Annotated in this window: 1 protein-coding gene; it reads left to right on the top strand. The window is 49.1% G+C overall.

From position 1 onward, the window contains the following. A partial coding sequence (locus tag QUA62_RS29200) for a calcium-binding protein (protein WP_333408281.1) occupies positions 1-1077 on the top strand: 1077 nt, incomplete at its 5' end. Positions 1078-1345: the final 268 nt, after the last annotated feature.

Below are 1345 nucleotides of genomic sequence, written 5' to 3'. Positions count from 1 at the left end.
GCAGGCGAAGGCGGCGATACGATTACTGACTTTACCTCTGGAACTGACAAATTCCAGTTTACCGCGAGCGCTTTCGGTAATTTGACTACGACTAACTTTGACGCTGTGACGGGTTCAAATCCTGACATTACTGGCAAAGAGTTAGTAATTTTCACAGGCGGCAGTTATGCCTCTTTGGAAGCTGCACAAGCTAAAGCCCTGGGGAATTCTACAACTGCTGGTTTCTTCGCCTTTACGAATGCGTCGAACGAGACTGTGTTATATTTTGACTCGAACGGTACCGCAGCGGGTGGTTCTACCTTAATTGCTAATTTGGGTACTGCTGCTAGCAATCTGGGAACGGCGGACTTTGTATTTACAGGTACGATCGCACCTTCTGCCGGTGGTACTACTACTAGCTCAGGCAGCGTTGCCGATTTAACTGCGGCTGGGAACACTTTCCCGATCGCCTTTAACAATTTCGGTTCTGGTGCTGGCGGTTACAACTTCACCTCTCCTGTGTTATTTACCGGAGATGCGAGTGCTAACAGCGTCACTGGTACTCAGTTTGCTGACATCTTCAGCGGCGGTTCTGGTGCCGACATTTTCGACGGCGGTTTGGGTAACGACAGCATTTCCGGCGACGATGGTAATGACAGCCTCTTCGGCGGTGGCGGTAGCGATACTCTCAACGGCGGCATCGGGAATGACACTTTAATCGGCGGTGTAGGAACCAATGTTCTCAACGGCGGTGCTGGTTTGGATGTGTTTGTGTTCAGCGGAACTACTGCTGACGGCGGGGATTTCATTACCAATTACAGCGTTGCTGATGATGTAATTAACCTCGACAAAACTGGTTTTGCAGCGTTTACCACCGGAGGGTCTTTGGCTTCGAGTTTCTACGCTTACACGAGTACAGGTGGTGTAACTGCGCTGGAAGCAACTTTAACCGGGCCGTCCATCATGGCTATCTACGACGGTTTGTCTACTAAACTGTATTACGATAGCAACGGTTCTACGGTTGGTGGTAACAGTTTGTTTGCCACTGTCGATGTCAATTTGGGACCGACCGGTAATTCTGAATTGTTCTTGTTTTAAACGGCAAGAATCCTAATCGGGATATCGGCGGTACGGTTAGGGACACGGCAAGCCGTGTTCCTACAATAAATAGGTAAGGACACAGTAATACTGTGTCCTTTTTTTTGTAATTGTTAAACAATTTAGTCGCTATTTTTTGGGTAGGGAAATGGCATGGCCGTGTCCTCTTTTGCGTTGTTGTCCAGGGTTAGACGGAACTTACCCCTCACGCTTGATCGCGAGAGTTTTCAAACCCCCTGGCAGCGGTCGAACTGGGTGAGAACCCTCA

Origin of the sequence: Microcoleus sp. MON1_C1, assembly GCF_036701945.1 — a bacterium.
In the GTDB taxonomy this organism is placed as follows: domain Bacteria; phylum Cyanobacteriota; class Cyanobacteriia; order Cyanobacteriales; family Microcoleaceae; genus Microcoleus.
Note: the sequence above shows the minus strand (reverse complement) of the source record. Positions and strands in the feature narration are given on the sequence as shown.